Origin of the sequence: Streptomyces sp. NPDC056144 (assembly GCF_042264145.1) — a bacterium.
Taxonomy (GTDB): domain Bacteria; phylum Actinomycetota; class Actinomycetes; order Streptomycetales; family Streptomycetaceae; genus Streptomyces.
Map to the genome: position 1 here is coordinate 1 of NZ_JBHJVF010000021.1, position 19,799 is coordinate 19,799.

Sequence of the window (19,799 nt, forward strand, 5' to 3'; positions counted from 1 at the left end):
CCCCCCCCGGGGGCCGGGGCCCCCCCCCCGGTTTCGGGAAGGGGCGGGGTGGGGTGAAGGCCCGCCGCAGGCGCCCACCCCACCCACCCGCACCCGCCCAACGCAGCCCACCCCCGCCCAGCCCAGGGCAGCGCCCCGCAGCACCCCCCACAATGGACCCGTGCCCGAAGGAGACACCATCTGGCAGGCCGCCCACCGCCTGCACACCGCCCTCGCCGGCCGCGTCCTGACCCGCTCGGACCTCCGCGTCCCCCGGTTCGCGACCGCCGACCTCACCGCCCGCACCCTCCTCGACGTCACCCCGCGCGGCAAGCACCTCCTGGCCCGGATCGAGGGCGGGCTCACCCTCCACTCCCACCTCCGCATGGACGGCGCCTGGCGGGTGTACGCCACCGGTGAGCGCCCGCACGGCGGCCCCGAGCACCAGATTCGCGCCGTCCTCGGCAACGCCGAGTTCACCGCGTACGGCTACCGCCTCCCGGTCCTGGAGCTGATCCGCACCGCAGACGAGCCTCGCGTCGTCGGCCACCTCGGCCCCGACCTGCTAGGTCCCGACTGGGACCCCGACGAGGCGGTACGCCGCCTGCTCGCCGCCCCGGACCGCACGCTCGGCGAGGCCCTGCTCGACCAGCGCAACCTGGCCGGCATCGGCAACGTGTACAAGTCGGAGCTGGCCTTCCTCGCCGCCGTCACCCCGTGGCTCCCCGTCGGCGACCTCGGCCCGGACGTCCCCGCCCGCCTGGTCGCGACCGCCCACCGCCTCCTGGAGGCGAACAAGGACCGCCCCGACCGCCGCACCACCACGACGCGCCGCCCCGGCACCCCCCTGCACGTCTACGGCCGCGAGGGCCGGCCGTGCCTGCGCTGCGGCGCCCCGATCAGGAAGGCGGAGCTCGGCGACCGCGTCACGTACTGGTGCCCCGGCTGCCAGCGAGGCCCGGTCGAGGAGCCCACCAGAAGCCCCCACCCACACAATTGACGAACCGTCAGATTCACCCTTACGGTCCGGGCATGACGACTCTCCCGGCGTACGACCTCACCGGCCGCACCGCGTTCGTCACCGGCGCGGCGAGCGGCATCGGGCGCGCCACCGCCCGCCTCCTGGCCCAGGCGGGCGCGGCCGTCCACTGCGCGGACCGCGACGAGAACGGCCTCAAGGAGACGGCGGCCCTCGTCGCGTCCGAGGGCGGCACCGCGCACCTCCACCCCCTGGACGTCACGGACCGGGCGGCGCTCGCCGCCGCCGTACGCGCGGCCGGCCCGCTGCACGTCATGGCGGCCGTCGCCGGGATCATGCACACCAGCAGCGTCCTGGAGACCCGTGACGAGGACCTCGACCGCGTCCTCGCGGTCAACTTCAAGGGCGTGCTGTACGCGTGCCAGGAGGCGGCCCGCTCGATGATCGACTCCGGCATCCCCGGCTCGATCGTCACGATGGCCTCGGGCGCGATGGACACCGCGAGCCCGGGCCTGCTCTGCTACAGCGTCACGAAGGCGGCCGTGGTCCAGCTGACGAAGACCCTCGCGACGGAGGCGGGCGCGTACGGCATCCGCGTCAACGCGGTCGCGCCCGGCTGGATCCGCACGCCCATGACGGACCGCCACGAACCGGCGGCGCAGGAGCAGGCGGAGGCGGCGATGATCCGTCACTCGCCGCTGCGGCGGGTCGGCGAGGCCGAGGACATCGCGCACGCGGTCCTCCACCTCGCCTGCGACGCCTCCTCGTTCACGACGGGCCAGATCCTCCGCCCCAACGGCGGCGTCGCCATGCCCTGGTGACGCTCCCCCGCCCCACCCCCCGAGCCGACGCAGACGCCGCCCCAGACCCAGGCCCAGACGCCGACCCAGACCCAGTCCCAGGCCCAGACGCCGACCCAGCCCCAGCCCCAGCCCCAGACACAGACGCCGCCACATGCACCGGCAGCAAGCTCAGCCCCCAGCCGCCCGCGACCACCGCGCCCTCGACGAGACCGGACTCCCCCGGCACGAGCAGCAGCCGCAGCACCGCCCACCACCAGAGCCCCCCGGCCACCAGCCCGACCGCGACCAGCGCGAGCGTCACCGGCGGAACACGTCGCCGTACCATGGCCGCCTCCTGCGGTCGACGCTAGACCGGCAGGATCACCCAGCGGGAGGGCGCACCGGAGGCAAACCCGGCGCACTCCTCGCGTATCACCACGGGCCGGCCGCCTACGCGCTCTCCGCCTGGAACATCCACGCGTGCTTTTCAAGATCGCCGGTCAGCCCGATCAGGATGTCCTGACTGATCGGGTCCGGGTCCCCGGTGACGTCGATCCGTTCCCGCATCCGGGTGATGACCGCCCCCAGCGCGGCGACGAGGATGTCGACCGCCTCCGCGTCCTTGATCCAGCCCTCGGGGACCGTGCCGATCGCGCTGGAGGCGGCCACGGTCGCCGACCGCCCGTCCGGGTTGACGCCGAGCGCGGAGGCACGCTCGGCGACGGTGTCGGAGTGCAGCCGCGCGGTGTCGACGACCTCGTCGAGCTGGAGGTGGACGGAGCGGAAGCGCGGTCCGACCACGTTCCAGTGCACCTGCTTGGCGACGAGGGAGAGGTCGATCAGGTCGACCAGCGCCCCTTGGAGGGCGCCGCCGACCGTCTTGCGGTCGGCGTCGGACAGCGGGCTCTTCACGACGGACATACGGGATCTCCAACCAGTCGTACGTCCTCCCACCATGGCACGCACCACCGGAACCCGGCATCTCGGAGATCACGCCACAAAACGCGCACCGAGGCAAGAGAGCCGGGGCAAGAGAAAAGCCCCGCCCGGCACCCCGCAGGGCACCGACCGGGGCTTCACCCCACTGCACACTTCACAGTTCGCTTCGGTCAAGCGGCGACGACGTCCACCGCTTCCGCGGGCGCCTTGATGGTCACCCGCTCGGTCGGCACACCGGTCACCGATGTCACCGACACCGAATTGAGCATCGGGCGCACCGGCGTCGGTACCGGTTCGCTCGCGGCTGCCGACTCGGCCAGTTCGGCCAGTGACAGCTCGTCGCTCACTTCGCGCATGAGCTCGGACATCCGTACGTCCAACGCGTCGCAGATCGCGGAGAGCAGTTCGGAGGAAGCCTCCTTCTGCCCCCGCTCCACCTCGGAGAGATAGCCGAGCGAGACTCGGGCGGACGAGGAGACTTCGCGCAGAGTACGGCCCTGGCGCTGGCGCTGCCGACGCAGCACGTCACCCAACAGGCGACGGAGCAGAATCATCGGTGGCTCCCTCCTCGGACCGCGTAGCCGCATCCTTCACGCCCCACCGTACCGCCTCGCGCTGCGGCCGTGCGGGGAGCGATGTCGTGTTCACTCAGGGCTGCAAACATCAATTCCCCCCGTTGTGTTCCGTATCCTGTGCCCGCGCATTTCCCGAGAGTTCCTCAAGGAGCAGTGCCAACACGCTCCGTACACTCTCTCTACGGATTTCCGCGCGGCCGCCGTTCAACCTCAACGAGACCACTTTCCCGGCTCCGGCGCCTCCTCCGGCCGGTCCCGCGACCGCCACGTAGACGGTTCCGACGGGCTGTCCGTCCTGCGGGTCGGGGCCCGCGACGCCGGTCGTGGAGATGCCCCAGTCGGCCCCGAGCCGGGCCCGTACACCCCTCGCCATCTGCAGCGCGACCTCCGGATCGACCGCGCCGCGCTCCGCGAGGAGGGCCTTGTCGACGCCGAGGAGCTCGTGCTTGAGGACCGTGGCGTAGGCCGTGACCGAGCCGAGGAAGGATTTCGAGGCTCCCGGCGTGCCGGTGATCTCGGCGGCCACCAGACCACCCGTGAGCGACTCCGCGGCGGCCACCGTGTGACCACGCTCCGCGAGCAGCGCAAGGACACGGGCGGCCTGCGTCATCGCGTCGCCGCCTCCGGGCGCTCGGCCGCGCGTTCGGCGGCGAGTCCCCGCCGCCGCAGCACGACGGCCTGTCGCACATAGTCCAGACCGGTGACGACGGTCAGCACGACGGCCACCCCCATCACCCAGAAGCGCAGCGTGGCCAGCGGCCCGGTCAGCATCAGCACGTACATGCCGACCGCCGTGCCCTGCGCGAGCGTCTTCATCTTGCCGCCCCGGCTGGCCGGGATCACCCCGTGGCGGATCACCCAGAACCGCATCAGGGTGATCCCCAGCTCGCGCGCCAGGATGACCACGGTGACCCACCAGGGCAGGTCGCCGAGCGAGGAGAGACAGATCAGGCCGGCCGCCATGATCGCCTTGTCGGCGATCGGGTCGGCGATCTTCCCGAAGTCCGTGACCAGGTTGTACGTCCTCGCCAGGTGCCCGTCGAAGACGTCCGTGATCATGGCGACCGCGAACGCCGCCCACGCCCAGGCGCGCCAGACGGGGTCGTGTCCGCCGTCCTGGAGGAGCAGCACCACGAAGCCCGGCACGAGCACGAGCCTGATCATCGTGAGGATGTTCGCGATGTTCCACAGGCTGGCCTGATTGACGGCCGCCGTGCCCAGCTTGCCGCGGGGCGTCGGCCTACCGGTCCCGCCCGTCGCGGATGCCGGGACTCCGGTCATCTGCCCGCCTCCTCGAAAAGACACTCGGCCACCAGGTCGACGCCTTCCGTGCCGACGACCTTCGCCTTGACCATACGGCCAGGGGCCAGGTCGGGGCTCGTACCGTCGGCCGTGGTGAGGTACACCTGTCCGTCCGTCTCGGGCGCCTGGTGGGCGGCGCGGCCGATCCAGCCGTCCTCCTCGTCCAGGGTCTCGACGAGTACGTCCAGGGTCTCTCCGAGCCGCTCCTCCGCGCGCTGCGCGGTGAGCTCCTCGGCGAGCCGCGACAGGTGGGCCAGTCGGGCGTCGACGACCTCCTGGTCGAGCTTGTGCTCGTACGTGGCGGCCTCGGTGCCGTCCTCGTCGGAGTAGCCGAAGACGCCGATGGCGTCGAGGCGCGCGTGGGTGATGAAGCGTTCCAGCTCGGCGAAGTCCGCCTCGGTCTCGCCGGGGAAGCCGACGATGAAGTTCGAGCGGGCACCGGCCGTCGGGGCCTTGGAGCGGATGGTCTCCAGGAGCTCCAGGAAGCGGTCGGTGTCGCCGAAGCGGCGCATGGCGCGCAGCACGTCCGGGGCGCTGTGCTGGAACGACAGGTCGAAGTAGGGCACGACCTTCTCGGTCGAGGTCAGCACGTCGATCAGGCCGGGGCGCATCTCGGCGGGCTGGAGGTAGCTGACGCGGACGCGCTCGATGCCGTCGACGGCGGCGAGCTCGGGCAGCAGGCTCTCCAGGAGGCGGATGTCGCCGAGGTCCTTGCCGTACGAGGTGTTGTTCTCGGAGACCAGCATGACCTCCTTCACGCCCTGCTCGGCGAGCCAGCGCGTCTCGTTCAGCACGTCCGAGGGACGGCGCGAGACGAAGGAGCCGCGGAAGGAGGGGATGGCGCAGAAGGAGCAGCGGCGGTCGCAGCCGGAGGCCAGCTTCACGGAGGCGACGGGGCTGGTGTCGAGCCGGCGGCGCAGCGGCGCGCGCGGACCGGAGACGGGGGCGACACCCTCGGGGAGGTCGGACGGCACGTTCTCGGGGGCCTGGGCCGGCTCCTCGGGGGCGGCCACCGTGTCGCCGTGGCCGGGCAGGGCCACGGCCGCGGCGGCCTCCTGGCGCTCCACCGGGGAGAGCGGCAGCAGCTTGCGCCGGTCACGCGGGGTGTGCGCCTCGACACTGCCACCGCTGAGGATGGTCTGGAGGCGGTTGGAGATGTCGGCGTAGTCGTCGAAGCCCAGGACGCCGTCGGCCTCCGGGAGGGCCTCGGCGAGCTCCTTGCCGTACCGCTCGGCCATGCAGCCGACGGCGACCACGGCCTGGGTCTTGCCGTGGTCCTTCAGGTCATTGGCTTCGAGGAGGGCGTCGACGGAGTCCTTCTTGGCGGCTTCGACGAATCCACAGGTGTTGACTACGGCGACGTCCGCGTCCTCGGCGTTCTCGACGAGCTCCCAGCCGTCCGCTGCCAAGCGGCCTGCGAGCTCCTCCGAGTCCACCTCGTTACGGGCGCAGCCAAGAGTGACAAGGGCGACGGTACGGCGTTCGGGCATGGACTCAAGACTACTTCGTCCCGGCCGTTCCCCCGTCGCGCAGGGTTCACCTGCGCGACGGAGGTCACATCAGCCGCCCCGGAGCCGCTCCTGCGGACCGGGCCGGTCATCCGGCCTGCGGGTCGCCCTTGGTGTAGGTGAGCCGCTCGACCTGGCCGGATTCGAACTGGTCCTCGATCTTCTTTCCGTTCACGTACAGCTCGACGGCACCGGCGTTGCCGAGGACCAGGTCGACCTTCTCGTCGTCCTGGAAGGTCTTCGACTCGCCGTCCAGGAGGAGGCCGTCGAAGAGCAGCTGGCCGTCGTGGGCCTTGGCCGAGATCCAGCTCTTGCCGTCGACGGCGGTGAGCTTGACCGTGACCTTGTCCTGCGGGACGGCCGCGATCGCGCTCTCGGCCGGCTTCGGGGCGGCGGGCTTGACCGGCTTCGGCTTGGCGGCCGAGGTCGCCTTCTCCGGGGCGGGCGCCGGTCCGGCGTCGGCCGCGGTGGTGCCCTTCGGCGTCTCGTTCCCGTCGAACATCGTGAAGCCGACGAAACCGACGACGGCGACGATGGCCGCGACCATCGCGGCGGTCCAGTTGGGCCGCCGCGGTTCGGGGCGGATACGTTCCGCCTCGAAGAGCGGGGCGGCGGGGGTGGGCGCGGGACGGCCACCGTGATCGGCGTCGTACGTCTCGATCAGGCCGGCCGGATCGAGGCCGACGGCGCGGGCGAGCGTACGGATGTGGCCGCGGGCGTAGACGTCGCCGCCGCAGCGCGAGAAGTCGTCCTCCTCGATCGCGTGCACGATCGGAATCCGGACACGGGTGGAAGCACTGACCTCTTCGACGGTGAGACCGGCGGCGATACGGGCCTGCTGGAGAGCGCGACCGATCGAGTCCCGGTCGTCTGCCGGGAACGTCCGGTCGTCTTCGGGGGAGTTGCCGATGGACACGTGAGCGCCTTTCGAGCGTGTAGCCACCTGCTGGACGTTCAGTCTATGGGTGGTACGAAAGGGTGGGGCAACCGGGCGGGTGCCGTTTGTACGCCATGAGGCTGGTTGTACGGCATGAGGATGGGACGTGTGTCTGTCCCACCGTCCAACTTGACGTACGGGCAGGGGAAACGGTTGCCCCCCTTTCCCTTACGAGTGAGTCTCGGCCCGGTCTCGAACGCGTACCCCGTCGCCCCCGGCCCATGCGCTACGCGCCCGACTCCCCCCGGATCACGGCGATGACCCCGTCGATCTCGTCGGGCTTCACCAGCACGTCCCGCGCCTTCGAGCCCTCGCTCGGCCCGACGATGTTCCGCGACTCCATCAGGTCCATCAGCCGGCCGGCCTTGGCGAAGCCGACGCGCAGCTTGCGCTGGAGCATCGACGTCGAGCCGAACTGCGTCGAGACGACCAGTTCGGCGGCCTGGCACAGCAGGTCGAGGTCGTCGCCGATGTCCTCGTCGATCTCCTTCTTCTGCTTGGCACCGACGGTGACGTCCTCCCGGAAGACCGGCGTCATCTGGTCCTTGCAGTGCTGCACGACGGCCGCGACCTCGTGCTCGGTGACGAAGGCGCCCTGCATGCGGACGGGCTTGTTGGCGCCCATCGGCAGGAACAGCCCGTCGCCCTTGCCGATCAGCTTCTCGGCGCCGGGCTGGTCGAGGATGACCCGGCTGTCGGCGAGCGAGGAGGTGGCGAAGGCGAGCCGCGAGGGCACGTTCGCCTTGATCAGACCGGTGACGACGTCGACGGACGGACGCTGGGTCGCGAGGACCAGGTGGATGCCTGCGGCGCGGGCCAACTGGGTGATGCGGACGATCGAGTCCTCGACGTCCCGGGGCGCGACCATCATCAGGTCGGCGAGCTCGTCGACGATCACCAGGAGGTACGGGTACGGGCTCAGCTCGCGCTGGCTGCCCTCGGGCAGCTGGATCTTGCCGTCCCTGATCGCCTGGTTGAAGTCGTCGATGTGCCGGAACCCGAAGGCCGCCAGGTCGTCGTAGCGGAGGTCCATCTCCTTCACCACCCACTGGAGGGCCTCGGCGGCCTTCTTGGGGTTGGTGATGATCGGCGTGATGAGGTGCGGGATGCCCTCGTACGCGGTGAGCTCGACGCGCTTGGGGTCGACGAGGACCATCCGGACGTCCTCGGGCGTCGCCCTGATCATCACCGAGGTGATGAGGCAGTTGATGCAGGAGGACTTGCCGGAGCCGGTGGCGCCCGCGACGAGCACGTGCGGCATCTTCGCGAGGTTGGCCATGACGTAGCCGCCCTCGACGTCCTTGCCGAGCGCGACCAGCATCGGGTGGTCGTCGCCCGCCGCGTCCGCGAGCCGCAGCACGTCCCCGAGGTTGACCATCTCGCGGTCGCTGTTCGGGATCTCGATGCCGACCGCCGACTTGCCGGGGATCGGCGAGATGATCCGGACGTCCGGGGAGGCCACGGCGTACGCGATGTTCTTGGTCAGGGCCGTGATCTTCTCGACCTTCACGGCCGGGCCGAGCTCGACCTCGTACCGCGTGACCGTCGGGCCGCGCGTGAAGCCGGTGACGGCCGCGTCGACCTTGAACTCGACGAAGACGTTGGAGAGCGACTCGACGACCGCGTCGTTGGCGGCGCTGCGCGTCTTGCCGGGACCGCCGCGCTCCAGGAGGTCCATCGAGGGCAGCGAGTAGGTGATGTCACCGGACAGCTGGAGCTGCTCGGCCCTGGCCGGCAGGTCGGTCGGCTCGGGCGCCGGCTTGGTCAGGTCCGGTACGCCTCCGCCGGGGCGCCGCTCACCGGGCCGCGCGGACGGCACCGGCGGCGCGGCCGGCATGGGCGGCACCCCGTCTCCGCTCGCGGCCAGGGCGGCGTCGCGCTCGGCGGTGACGTCCTTGGTGAGGCCGGCGACGAGCGGGGACGGCGGCATCCCGTTGAGCACGGCTCCGTCGAGGGCGGCGGCCGCCGCGGCGGCCACGTCGACCGGGTCGAGACCGTGGTCGAAGGCGCTCGGCGCGGTGCTGCGCGGACCCCGGCCGGACCGCCGCTCCAGGACCTCGGCCTCGGCACGGTCCACGTCGTACGGCTCCGCGGGCCCGGAGGCGCGGCGCCGCGCGGGGCGCCCGGGGCGGGGCGCGGCCTCGCGCCAGTCCTCGTCGTACGGGTCGTGGCCCTCGTACTCCTCGTACCGCCCGTACCCGTCGGCGTCCGCCGCGTCCTCGGCCGGCTCGACGAGGCCGAGCCTGGCGCCGAGCGCGCGCAGCCGCTGCGGGATCGCGTTGACCGGGGTGGCGGTGACGACGAGCAGCCCGAAGAGCGTGAGCAGGACGAGCATGGGGACGGCGAGGACCTCGCCCATCATGAAGACGAGCGGCTGGGACGCGGCCCAGCCGATGAGGCCGCCGGCGTCCTGCATGGCCGCGCTGCCGTCGTCACGCCCGGGCGAACCGCACGCGATGTGGACCTGGCCGAGGATGCCGATGACGAGGGCGGAGAGGCCGATGCTGATCCGGCCGTTGGCCTCGGGCCGCTCCGGATAGAGGATCAGCCGCACGCCGATCGCGCCGAGGAGCAGCGGGACGAGCAGGTCGAGCCGGCCGAAGGAGCCGGTCACCAGCATCTGGACGAGGTCGCCGACCGGGCCGCGCAGATGGGACCAGGTCCCGGCGGCGACGATCAGGGCGAGCCCGAGGAGGAGCAGCGCGAGCCCGTCCTTGCGGTGGGCCGGGTCGAGCCCCTTGGCGCCCCGCCCTATCCCCCGGAACATCGCGCCGACGCCGTGGGCGACGCCCAGCCAGGCGCCGCGCGCCAGCCGGTAGATGCCCCCGGTGGGCGAGGGAGCGGGCCGCGGCGCGGCCTTCTTGGCGGCGGTCTTGCGCGCGGGCGCGCGTTTGGCGGGCGCGGCCTTCTTGGCCGCCGCCTTCTTCGCGGGAGCCTTCGCGGCCGCCTTGACCGCCGGTTTGGCGGGCGCCTTGGCGGGTGCCGCTTTCTTCGCGGCGGCCGTCGTCCGGCCGGCGCGCGGCTTTGCGGCGCCCGCCGTGCTCTGTGAACCCTTGCCGGACGTACGTGAAGCCATGGGGTCGAGGTTACCGGTGAGGAGACGGGCTGTCCGCCTCCAACTCACCCGATCCGGTCACCCTTGCCGAGGCGCCGAGCTGACGTCGGCTCATTCCGGGCCCATGCCTGTGACGGCGCGTCAGCTCTGGGCGGGCAGCGTGGGCGCGGCGCCCGTGCCCGGCTCCAGGGCGTCGAGGGCCCGCCGCAGTCCGGTCAGCTTGCGCTCCAGGTGGGCGGCGGTGGCGACCGCCGCCGCGTCGGCGGAGTCGTCGTCGAGCTGCTTCGACAGCGCCTCCGCCTGCTCCTCGACGGCCGCCAGACGCGCGGACAGTTCGGCGAGCAGCCCGGCGGACTCCTTGCCGTGACCGCCCTCGCCGCCGCCCTCCAACTGGAGCCGCAGCAGGGCCGCCTGCTCGCGCAGCTTGCAGTTCTTCATGTACAGCTCGACGAAGACGGAGACCTTGGCGCGGAGCACCCACGGGTCGAACGGCTTCGAGATGTAGTCGACCGCGCCGGCCGCGTACCCCCGGAAGGTGTGGTGGGGGCCGTGGTTGATGGCGGTGAGGAAGATGATCGGGATGTCCCGGGTCCGCTCCCGCCGCTTGATGTGCGCGGCGGTCTCGAAACCGTCCATGCCGGGCATCTGGACATCCAGCAGGATGACCGCGAAGTCGTCCGTCAGCAGCGCCTTGAGCGCTTCCTCCCCGGACGATGCCCGCACCAGCGTCTGATCGAGCGCGGAGAGAATGGCCTCCAACGCCAGCAGATTCTCCGGCCGGTCATCGACCAGGAGGATCTTGGCCTTCTGCACCATGCCCCGTCCTCCTCGCCCCGGCAACGGCTCACCCCGGCTCCCCGAACCGGGGGAAGCACCGGGCGCCGCCCCAGAGGACGGCTCCTTGACGCCGTCCGTCCTTGTGCCGGTCATCGTAGCCGCACCCCACCCATCGCCACACCCTGTCACCGCGATGTCACTGTGCACAGACCGGAAACGCGGCGGGAGACCAGAAGGTTCCCCGTAACCGGTCCGCTCACACCCGTGCGGCGACAGCCCGTCAGCGACTCACACCCCCCGCATCCACTGCTCCATGACGGTCAGCAGGTGATCGGGGTCGACCGGCTTCGTCACGTAGTCCGAGGCACCCGACTCGATCGCCTTCTCCCGGTCGCCCTGCATCGCCTTCGCCGTCAGCGCGATGATCGGCAGCCCGGCGAACTGCGGCATCCGCCGGATCGCCTCCGTCGTCGCGTACCCGTCCATCTCCGGCATCATGATGTCCATCAGCACGACCTTGACGTCGTCGTTCTGCTCCAGGACCTCGATGCCCTCACGGCCGTTCTCCGCGTACAGCACCGCGAGCCCGTGCTGCTCCAGGACGCTCGTGAGCGCGAAGACGTTGCGGATGTCGTCGTCGACGATGAGGACCCGCTCGCCCGAGAAGCCGTACGTACGCCTCGGCTCGGCCTCCGGCTCCGGCGCCACCCGCTCCGCCGCGCCCTCCTGGCCCGGCTGCCCGGCCTGACCCGGCAGCGCGGTCCGCGCCCCCGACGCCTCCGCCGCCGCCTTCCGCCGGTGCCTGAACAGCGCCCCGGCCCCCGACCGCGCCTCCGTCCGCACCGGCGGCGGCGGGAAGTGCGGGAAGGGCGAGAAGGCGTGGCCGGCCCCGGCCGCCCCCTCCTCCGCGCTCCGCTGCGGATCGTCCCCGTCGGCCGCCCCCGGTCCGTACAGGTGCGGCGGCAGCCCGTTGGGGCTCAGCGGCAGGTACAGCGTGAAGGTCGACCCGCGGCCCGGCTCGCTCGCCGCGAAGATCTCGCCGCCGAGCAGCCGCGCGATCTCCCGGCTGATCGACAGGCCCAGACCCGTACCGCCGTACTTCCGGCTGGTCGTCCCGTCGGCCTGCTTGAACGCCTCGAAGATGACCAGCATCTTGCTCTCCGCGATCCCGATCCCGGTGTCCGTCACCGAGAAGGCGATCAGGTCGGCGTCCGGATCCCGCAGCGAACCCGCCTCCAGGAGCTGCTCCCGGATCGACTGCGGTACGTCCCCGCCGGCCGGCCGGATCACCAGCTCCACGGCACCGGAGTCGGTGAACTTCACCGCGTTGGACAGGAGGTTGCGCAGCACCTGGAGCAGCCGCTGCTCGTCGGTGTGGAGCGTGGCCGGCAGCTCGGGCGAGACCCGCACCGAGAAGTCGAGCCCCTTCTCCGCCGTGAGCGGCCGGAAGGTCGCCTCCACGTAGTCGACGAGCTGGACGAGTGCGATCCGCGTCGGCGAGACGTCCATCTTGCCCGCCTCGACCTTGGACAGGTCGAGGATGTCGTTGATCAGCTGGAGCAGGTCGGAGCCCGCGCCGTGGATCGTCTCCGCGAACTCGACCTGCTTCGGCGTCAGGTTCGTCTCGGCGTTGTCCGCGAGCAACTTGGCCAGGATCAGCAGGGAGTTGAGCGGGGTCCGCAGCTCGTGCGACATGTTGGCCAGGAACTCGGACTTGTACCGCATGGAGACGGCGAGCTGTTCGGCGCGCTCCTCCAGGACCTGCCGCGCCTCCTCGATCTCGGTGTTCTTCACCTCGATGTCACGGTTCTGCCGGGCGAGCAGCTCGGCCTTCTCCTCCAGCTCCAGGTTGGAGCCCTGGAGCTCCTTCTGGCGGTGCTCCAGCTCGGCCGAACGCTCCTTGAGCTGCTCGGTGAGCTCCTGCGACTGCCGCAGCAGCACCTCGGTCTTGGTGTTGACGCTGATGGTGTTGACCGTGGTGGCGATCAGCTCGGCGATCTGGTTGAGGAAGTCCCGCTGGATCTGCGTGAACGGCTGGAACGACGCCAGCTCGATCACGCCGAGGACCTTGCCCTCGAAGAGCACCGGCAGCACGATCACGTGCGCGGGCGAGGCCTCGCCGAGCCCGGAGGAGATCTTGAGATAGCCCGGCGGCACGCTCATCGGAATCGTCCGCTTCTCCTCGGCGGCCGTCCCGATGAGGGTCTCCCCGGGGCGGAACGAGGTCGGCATGGACCCGGGCGAGTACCCGTAACTCCCGCGCATCCGCAGCTCGTACGCGCCGTCGCCCTCCCCCACGAGCTCGGCGTCGCCGTGCGCGGAGCCCGTGGGCATGGCCACGAAGAACGCGCCGTGCTGGGCCGACACCACCGGCGTCAGCTCGCTCATGATGAGCGAGGCCACGTCGTCGAGGTCCCGACGGCCCTGCATGAGACCGGAGATGCGGGCCAGGTTGCTCTTGAGCCAGTCCTGCTCGTCGTTGGCGAGCGTCGTGTCGCGCAGGTTCGCGATCATCGTGTTGATGTTGTCCTGGAGCGCCTGGATCTCACCGGCCGCGTCGACGCCGTCGATCTTGACGTTGAGGTCGCCGCGGGTCACCGCCGTGGCGACGGCCGCGATGGCGCGCACCTGCCGGGTGAGGTTCCCGGCCATCTCGTTCACGGACTCGGTCAGGTCGCTCCAGGTGCCCTCGACGTCCCGGACCCGCGCCTGGCCGCCGAGCTGCCCGTCCGTACCCACCTCGCGGGCCACACGCGTGACCTCCTCCGCGAAGTTCGACAGCTGGTCGACCATCGTGTTGATGGTGTTCTTCAGCTCCTGGATCTCACCGCGCGCGTCGATGTCGATCTTCTTCGTCAGGTCGCCCTTGGCGATGGCGGTGGTGACGGCCGCGATCTGCCGCACCTGACCGGTGAGGTTGTCGGCCATCGAGTTCACCGACTCGGTGAGGTCCTTCCAGGTGCCGGAGACCCCGGGAACCCGGGCCTGCCCGCCCAGTTCGCCGTCCGTGCCCACCTCGCGGGCCACCCGGGTGACCTCGTCCGCGAAGGACGACAGCGTCGTCACCATCGTGTTGACGGTCTCGGCGAGCTCGGCGACCTCGCCGCGCGCCTCGACCGTCACCTTCTTCGTCAGGTCGCCGTTGGCGACGGCCGCCGACACCCGGGAGATGTTCCGCACCTGGTTGGTCAGGTTGTTGGCCATCAGGTTGACGTTGTCGCTGAGGTCCTTCCACGTACCGGTGACCCCGCGCACCCGCGCCTGGCCGCCGAGGATGCCCTCCGTACCCACCTCGCGGGCCACGCGCGTGACCTCGTCCGCGAAGTTCGACAGCTGGTCGACCATCGTGTTCACGGTCGTCACCAGCTCCAGGATCTCGCCCCGGGCGTCGACCGTGATCTTCTTCGACAGGTCGCCCATGGCGACCGCGGTGGTGACCTCGGCGATGTTCCGCACCTGGATGGTGAGGTTGTTGGCCATGAAGTTCACCGACTGGGTGAGGTCCTTCCAGGTGCCGGAGACCCCCTGTACCTCGGCCTGGCCGCCGAGGATGCCCTCGGTGCCCACCTCGCGGGCCACCCGCGTCACCTGCTCGGCGAAGTTCGAGAGCTGGTCCACCATCGTGTTGAGGGTGTTCTTCAGCTCCAGGATCTCGCCCCGCGCGTCCACGTCGATCTTCTGCGACAGGTCACCGCGCGCCACCGCCGTGGCGACCTGCGCGATGTTGCGCACCTGGGTCGTCAGGTTCCCGGCCATGCCGTTCACGGAGTCGGTCAGGTCACGCCACACGCCGGCCACGCCCGGCACCTGCGCCTGACCGCCGAGCCGCCCGTCCGTACCCACCTCGCGGGCCACCCGCGTCACCTGGTCCGCGAAGGCGGACAGCTGGTCGACCATCGTGTTGATGGTGTTCTTCAGCTCCAGGATCTCGCCGCGCGCGTCCACGTCGATCTTCTGCGACAGGTCGCCCCGCGCCACCGCGGTCGTCACCTGCGCGATCTGCCGCACCTGCGAGGTCAGGTTGCCGGCCATGAAGTTCACGGAGTCCGTGAGCTCCCGCCAGCGCCCCGAGACGCCGTCCACCCGCGCCTGACCGCCGAGCCGTCCCTCGGTGCCCACGTCCCGCGCCATCCGCGTCACCTGGTCGGCGAACGAGGACAGCTGCGACACCATCGTGTTGACGGTGTTCTTCAGCTCCAGCATCTCGCCGGCCACGTCGACCGTGACCTTCTGCGACAGGTCGCCGTTGGCCACCGCCGTCGTCACCTGCGCGATGTCCCGCACCTGGCCCGTCAGGTTCCGGAAGGCCGTGTTCACCGAGTCGGTGAGGTCCTTCCAGGTCCCCGCCGCGCCCGGCACCTCGGCCTGACCGCCGAGCAGACCCTCGACGCCGACCTCCCGGGCCACCCGGGTCACCTCGGAGCCGAAGGCCGACAGCTGGTCGACCATCGTGTTGACGGTGTTCTTCAGCTCCAGCATCTCGCCGGCCACGTCCACGGTGACCTTCTGCGACAGGTCGCCGTTGGCCACCGCCGTCGTCACCTGCGCGATGTCCCGCACCTGCGTGGTGATGTTCCGGAAGACGGTGTTGACCGAGTCGGTGAGGTCCTTCCACGTCCCCGCCGCGCCCGGAACCTGCGCCTGACCGCCGAGCAGACCCTGCGCGCCGACCTCGCCCGACACCCGGGTCACCTCGTCGGCGAACGTCCGCAGCGTCTCCGTCATCTGGTTGATCGTGTCCGCGAGCTGCGCGATCTCACCGCGCGCGGAGACCCGCACCTTCTGCGACAGGTCGCCGTTCGCGACCGCCGTCGTCACCTCGGCGATCCCTCTCACCTGATTGGTGAGGTTGCCCGCCATCGTGTTGACGGAGTCGGTGAGGTCCTTCCACACACCCGCGACCCCGGCCACCTCCGCCTGGCCGCCGAGCTCGCCCTCCGTACCCACCTCGCGCGCGACACGCGTCACCTCGGAGGAGAACGAGGACAGCTGGTCCACCATCCGGTTGACGGTGTTCTTCAGCTCCAGCATCTCGCCGGCCACGTTCGCCGTGACCTTCTGCGACAGATCGCCGTCCGCCACCGCCGTCGTGACCAGCGCGATGTCCCGCACCTGGGCCGTCAGCCGGTTCGCCATCGTGTTGACCGAGTCCGTGAGGTCCTTCCACGAACCGGACACCCCGCGCACCTGCGCCTGCCCGCCCAGCTTGCCGTCCGTCCCCACCTCGACGGCGACCCTCGTCACCTCGGAGGCGAACACCGACAGCTGGTCGACGAGGTTGTTGGCGGTACGCGCGACCTTCAGGAACTCGCCGCGCAGCGGCCGTACGGTCCCGTCAGCACCCTCCGAACGCAGGTCCATCCGCTGGTCGAGATCGCCCTCGGCCACCGCCGACAGCACCCGCCCCACCTCGGACACCGGCCGCGCCAGCTCGTCCACCAGCGCGTTCGCGGCCTCGATCGCCGCGGCCCACGCCCCTTCGCTGGCTCCCGCCTCCAGGCGCTCGGACAGCTTGCCCTCGCGCCCCACCACCCGGCGGACCCGCGACAGCTCACCCGTCACGTGCATCTGCCGGTCCGCGACCTCGTTGAACACGGCGGAGATCTCCGCCATGATCCCGTCGCCGGACGGCGTCAGCCGCTTGCGGAGGTTCCCGTCCCGCATCGACACCAGCGCGGCCAGCAACCGCTCCAGTGCCGCCGCGTCCACCTGCACCGTCCCCCCACGGGAACGCCCGCCCCTCGCGCGCGTACCGCTGCCTCCGCCGCGCCGCGCCGCCGTGCCAGACTCCACCGTGTCCCTCCCGAAAGGGGTCGACCGTACGCTTCCGGCTCTCGCCGATAGCCTGCCCAGTGTTTCACCGCGATCGAACCAGGCGATAACAGTTCGGCAGCTTCGCACAGCGTCCCCTCCCCCGGAGGACGGAAACTGCAATGACCGGCATCCGCGCGGACAGCCAAGGTAAGTAACCTGGCATGCGGCTGTCCCACCACCCCGGTCCGCCCGGCGGGGGCGGTGAGGCGCGCGCACCACCACCGGGCAGCGGGAGAGGCAGACCGAGCATGGCAGAGCCGGGCGTCGAGACGCGTACGAGGAGTGCTGTGATCACCGCGCGGGCGACTGCCAGCTTCGAGCCCGTCGGGCGGTCCGTCGCGGCCGCCCGCGCATTCGTCAGGGACACCCTCCAGGGCTGGGGGCATCCCGAGCTCGTCGACGACGCCACCGTCCTCACCAGCGAGCTCGTCACCAACGCCGTCATCCATGCCGGCACCGCCGCCGAGGTCCTCTGCCTCCGCTCCGACACCGGCATCCGCGTCGAGGTCGCCGACCGCTACCCCGAGCGCGAGATCCCCGTCCAGAGCGGCCGCACCCTCGGCAACCCCGACCGCGAGAACGGCCGAGGCCTCCTCCTCTGCGCCGCCCTCGCCCACCGCTGGGGCGTCGACTACTCCCCCACCCGCAAGCACGTCTGGTTCCACCTCGACCTCCCCCAGCGCCCCGTCGGCACCCGCTCCGCGGGCCCCGTCCTCCCCGACGCGCTCCTCCCCGCCACCGAGTCCCGCGTCCGCGTCGCCGTCGTCCAGCTCGACGGCGGCGGAGCCCTCACCTCCTGGAACGAGGACGCCGGCGAACTCTTCGGGTACGCCCCCGACCAGGTCACCGGCAAACCCCTCGGCGACCTCGCCGCCTGGCCCCACACCCCCGGCATCGGCACCGGCCTCGCCGAGGCCCTCCGCCTCTCCCGCTGGGAGGGCAGCTACGGCATCCGCTGCGCCGACGGCCGCGTCATCCCCGTCTACGCCTCCCACCTGCGCGTCCGCGACAGCCAGGGCGAACCCTCCACGGTCTGCCTCCTCGTACGGGAACACGAGCGCGCCGTCCTCCAGACCCCGCAGCGCCCCGTCGCCGACCCCGCCTCGGAGAGCCGCACCGCCGCCGACCCCTTCGAGGTCTTCATCGGCTCCCCGGCCCCCGACGACCTCGACGGCCTCCTCCAGCGCACGGTCGAACGCGCCCGCGACATGCTCGACGGCGACGCCGCCTTCCTCCTCCTCGCCACCGACGACGAGACCGAGCTCGAGGTCCGCGCGACCACCGGCCTCCCGGCCGCCCGCCAGCGCTTCGCCCGCGTCCCCGTCGAGACCGGCGCCAGCCGGTACGGCTCCGCCCGCATGCCCGCCGTCCACGAGGACCTGGCCGCCGTCCCCGGCGCCGTCCCCCTCCTCGACGGCACCGGCATGCGCTCCGTGGTCACCGTCCCCCTCAAGGTCGAGGGCCGCCTCACCGGCTCCCTGGGCGTCGCCGCCGAGGGAGCCCACCGCTACTCCAACGAGGAGGCCCTGCGCCTCCAGTTCGCCGCCGACCGCATCGCCCTGGCCGTGGAATCCGCCCGCCTCGGCGAACTGGAACGCCTGCGCCGCGGCTCCCTCAGCTTCCTCGTCGAGGCCTCCGACCTCCTCGCCGGCACCCTCGACCGCGACCAGACCCTCGCCCTCATGGCCCAGATGACGGTCCCGACCCTCGCCACCTGGTGCGCGGTCTACACGATCGCCGACCAGTCCTCCGACCCGTACCTCTCGTACGTGCTCCACGAGGACGAGGACCGCATCGACGGACTCAAGGAACTCCTCTCGTCGATCGCCCCGCCCGACCCGGTGCCCACACCCGGCGCACGGATCTGGGCGGCCCCCGGCGCCGCGGCCCACCGGGCCGCGCTCAACGCCTCCGTCCGCACCCTCGGCCACCCGACGAGCCCGCTCTCCTCCGGCATCGACACCACCCTCGCCACCGCCGCCGCGGTGGCGGGCGAGACGGTCGTCCTCCCCCTGGTCGCGCGCAACCGGGTCATCGGCATGCTGACCCTCGGCCGCCCCTCGGAGGACCACTTCCGCCAGGAGATCCTGGAGCTCGCCGAGGACCTCTCGCGCCGGGCCGCCCTGGCCCTCGACAACGCCCGCCTCTACTCCGAGCGCGTGGCCATCAGCCAGTCGCTCCAGCGCAGCCTGCTCCCGCCCGGCCTCCCGACGATCCCCGGCGTCGAGGTCGACGTCATCTACCGCGCGGCCGGCGAGGGCAACGAGGTGGGCGGCGACTTCTACGACCTCTTCCCCATCCGGGACAACGCGTACGGCTTCGCCATCGGCGACGTCTGCGGTACGGGTCCCGAGGCCGCGGCCGTCACCGGTCTGGCCCGCCACGCCCTCCGTCTCCTGGCCCGCGAGGGCTTCGGTGGCCCGGCCGTCCTGGAGCGGCTCAACGCGGCGATCCTCGACGAAGGCGCCCGCAGCCGCTTCCTCACCCTCCTCTACGGAGAGATGCGCCCGCAGGAGGACGGCTCGGCGATCCTCAAGGTCGTCTGCGCCGGCCACCCCCTGCCGCTCCGGCTCCGCCCGGACGGCACGGTCGAGCCGGCCGCCGAACCGCAGCCGCTGCTCGGCGTCATGGAGGACCTCGAACTCTACGAGCAGACGATCACCCTCGACCCGGGTGACGTCCTCCTCTGCGTCACGGACGGCGTGACCGAGCGCCGCGAGGGCACCCGCATGCTGGGCGACGACGGCCTCGCCGACGTCCTCAGGACCTGTACGGGCCTGACGGCCGGCGCGATCACCTCCCGCGTACTCCGCGCGGTGGAACGCTTCGCCCAGGCCCCCGCCTCCGACGACATGGCCATCCTGGCGATGCGCCTCAGGTAGACGAAAGGGGCCGCCCCCGAAAGGGGACGGCCCCACACACGGCCCCACACAGGCCAACGCAAAAAAGCCCCCGCCAGATGGCGGGGGCTTTTTTGATGGAGCCCTTTAACGGAATCGAACCGTTGACCTTCTCCTTACCATGGAGACGCTCTACCGACTGAGCTAAAAGGGCGGGTTGTTCGGCGGCGTCCTACTCTCCCACAGGGTCCCCCCTGCAGTACCATCGGCGCTGAAAGGCTTAGCTTCCGGGTTCGGAATGTAACCGGGCGT

At 71.4% G+C, this 19,799-nt stretch carries 12 protein-coding genes, 1 tRNA gene and 1 rRNA gene; 3 read left to right on the plus strand and 11 right to left on the minus strand.

The window, feature by feature from the left end:
- Positions 1-160: 160 nt before the first annotated feature.
- Both ACFC0Z_RS34465 and ACFC0Z_RS34470 read left to right on the plus strand, forming a co-directional pair.
- On the plus strand, positions 161-979 hold the full coding sequence (locus tag ACFC0Z_RS34465; RefSeq protein WP_376446641.1) for a DNA-formamidopyrimidine glycosylase family protein: 819 nt from the start codon (positions 161-163) through the stop codon (positions 977-979).
- Positions 980-1,011: 32 nt separating this feature from the next.
- Positions 1,012-1,779 (plus strand): SDR family NAD(P)-dependent oxidoreductase, encoded by a 768-nt coding sequence (locus ACFC0Z_RS34470; RefSeq protein ID WP_376446643.1) that lies wholly within the window; start codon positions 1,012-1,014, stop codon positions 1,777-1,779.
- A 411-nt stretch (positions 1,780-2,190) separates the two neighbouring features.
- On the opposite strand, the gene ACFC0Z_RS34475 is transcribed toward ACFC0Z_RS34470, so the two are convergent.
- The 9 genes from ACFC0Z_RS34475 to ACFC0Z_RS34515 form a co-directional block, all read right to left on the minus strand.
- The gene (locus ACFC0Z_RS34475) at positions 2,191-2,661 is read right to left on the minus strand and encodes a Dps family protein (protein ID WP_376446646.1); all 471 of its coding nucleotides are present in this window, start codon (positions 2,659-2,661) and stop codon (positions 2,191-2,193) included.
- A 188-nt stretch (positions 2,662-2,849) separates the two neighbouring features.
- A complete protein-coding gene (locus ACFC0Z_RS34480; protein ID WP_360809776.1) occupies positions 2,850-3,233 on the minus strand; it encodes a helix-turn-helix transcriptional regulator in 384 nt (127 codons plus the stop codon).
- Positions 3,234-3,342: 109 nt separating this feature from the next.
- A complete protein-coding gene (locus ACFC0Z_RS34485; RefSeq protein WP_376446649.1) occupies positions 3,343-3,864 on the minus strand; it encodes a CinA family protein in 522 nt (173 codons plus the stop codon).
- A complete protein-coding gene (gene pgsA, locus ACFC0Z_RS34490) occupies positions 3,861-4,535 on the minus strand; it encodes a CDP-diacylglycerol--glycerol-3-phosphate 3-phosphatidyltransferase (RefSeq protein WP_376446651.1) in 675 nt (224 codons plus the stop codon). The genes ACFC0Z_RS34485 and pgsA overlap by 4 nt, the downstream gene beginning before the upstream one ends.
- Positions 4,532-6,046 carry a 30S ribosomal protein S12 methylthiotransferase RimO gene (rimO, locus tag ACFC0Z_RS34495; protein WP_376446654.1) on the minus strand — a complete coding sequence of 505 codons (1,515 nt, stop codon included), beginning with the start codon at positions 6,044-6,046 and terminating at the stop codon, positions 4,532-4,534. Before rimO ends, pgsA begins: the two co-directional genes overlap by 4 nt.
- A gap of 106 nt (positions 6,047-6,152) precedes the next feature.
- Positions 6,153-6,980: a helix-turn-helix domain-containing protein gene (locus ACFC0Z_RS34500; RefSeq protein ID WP_376446657.1), complete on the minus strand. Its 828-nt coding sequence runs from the start codon at positions 6,978-6,980 to the stop codon at positions 6,153-6,155.
- 247 nt (positions 6,981-7,227) lie between these two features.
- Positions 7,228-10,077, minus strand: coding sequence for a DNA translocase FtsK (locus tag ACFC0Z_RS34505; RefSeq protein ID WP_376446660.1), 2,850 nt, complete (start codon positions 10,075-10,077; stop codon positions 7,228-7,230).
- Between the two features lie 120 nt (positions 10,078-10,197).
- Positions 10,198-10,872 carry a two-component system response regulator gene (locus ACFC0Z_RS34510; RefSeq protein WP_093873786.1) on the minus strand — a complete coding sequence of 225 codons (675 nt, stop codon included), beginning with the start codon at positions 10,870-10,872 and terminating at the stop codon, positions 10,198-10,200.
- A 249-nt stretch (positions 10,873-11,121) separates the two neighbouring features.
- Complete coding sequence (locus ACFC0Z_RS34515) at positions 11,122-16,626, minus strand: HAMP domain-containing protein (protein ID WP_376446664.1); 5,505 nt, start codon at positions 16,624-16,626, stop codon at positions 11,122-11,124.
- Positions 16,627-16,895: 269 nt separating this feature from the next.
- On the opposite strand from ACFC0Z_RS34515, the gene ACFC0Z_RS34520 reads away from it, so the two are divergent.
- On the plus strand, positions 16,896-19,529 hold the full coding sequence (locus ACFC0Z_RS34520) for a SpoIIE family protein phosphatase (protein WP_376446666.1): 2,634 nt from the start codon (positions 16,896-16,898) through the stop codon (positions 19,527-19,529).
- 96 nt (positions 19,530-19,625) lie between these two features.
- On the opposite strand, the gene ACFC0Z_RS34525 is transcribed toward ACFC0Z_RS34520, so the two are convergent.
- Both ACFC0Z_RS34525 and rrf read right to left on the minus strand, forming a co-directional pair.
- A tRNA-Thr gene (locus ACFC0Z_RS34525) sits at positions 19,626-19,701 on the minus strand.
- Between the two features lie 5 nt (positions 19,702-19,706).
- Positions 19,707-19,799: ribosomal RNA gene (gene rrf, locus ACFC0Z_RS34530) — 5S ribosomal RNA — on the minus strand; the annotation flags it as partial.

Bases quoted from the DNA above. Each gene is read 5' to 3' on its own strand.
- ACFC0Z_RS34470 (WP_376446643.1), top strand. From the start codon at position 1,012: ATGACGACTCTCCCGGCGTACGACCTCACCGGCCGCACCGCGTTCGTC.
- ACFC0Z_RS34475 (WP_376446646.1), bottom strand. From the start codon at position 2,661: ATGTCCGTCGTGAAGAGCCCGCTGTCCGACGCCGACCGCAAGACGGTC.
- ACFC0Z_RS34480 (WP_360809776.1), bottom strand. From the start codon at position 3,233: ATGATTCTGCTCCGTCGCCTGTTGGGTGACGTGCTGCGTCGGCAGCGC.
- ACFC0Z_RS34485 (WP_376446649.1), bottom strand. From the start codon at position 3,864: ATGACGCAGGCCGCCCGTGTCCTTGCGCTGCTCGCGGAGCGTGGTCAC.
- pgsA (WP_376446651.1), bottom strand. From the start codon at position 4,535: ATGACCGGAGTCCCGGCATCCGCGACGGGCGGGACCGGTAGGCCGACG.
- rimO (WP_376446654.1), bottom strand. From the start codon at position 6,046: ATGCCCGAACGCCGTACCGTCGCCCTTGTCACTCTTGGCTGCGCCCGT.
- ACFC0Z_RS34505 (WP_376446660.1), bottom strand. From the start codon at position 10,077: ATGGCTTCACGTACGTCCGGCAAGGGTTCACAGAGCACGGCGGGCGCC.
- ACFC0Z_RS34510 (WP_093873786.1), bottom strand. From the start codon at position 10,872: ATGGTGCAGAAGGCCAAGATCCTCCTGGTCGATGACCGGCCGGAGAAT.
- ACFC0Z_RS34520 (WP_376446666.1), top strand. From the start codon at position 16,896: ATGGCAGAGCCGGGCGTCGAGACGCGTACGAGGAGTGCTGTGATCACC.